Genomic DNA, 244 nt, shown 5'->3' with positions numbered 1-244 from the left:
CACTCTCGTTGGACTTGCCGGTCAGGTAGTCCAGCTGGTTGTAGCCGTCCAGGTGCACCTTGAAGTTCTTGCCGCCGACATCAGTGCCCTTGAGCAGGCGATCCTTGATGTCGGTATCGCCGACGGCGGAGAGCAGGGTGGGGAACCAGTCCAGCCCCGAGAACATCTCGTTGGACACCTGGCCCGCTTCGATATGTCCCGGCCAGCGGATCATCGCCGGCACCCGGAAGGCGCCTTCGTAGTT

Annotated in this window: 1 protein-coding gene; it reads right to left on the bottom strand. The window is 62.3% G+C overall.

What is annotated here, in order from left to right:
- A partial coding sequence (locus J5M67_RS29245; protein ID WP_207888760.1) for a sulfatase/phosphatase domain-containing protein occupies positions 1–244 on the bottom strand: 244 nt, incomplete at both ends.

Origin of the sequence: Pseudomonas sp. 30_B (genome assembly GCF_017491605.1) — a bacterium.
Taxonomy (GTDB): domain Bacteria; phylum Pseudomonadota; class Gammaproteobacteria; order Pseudomonadales; family Pseudomonadaceae; genus Pseudomonas.
The sequence above is the reverse complement of the archived record's forward strand: the minus strand, read 5'-3'. Positions and strand labels throughout refer to the sequence as shown.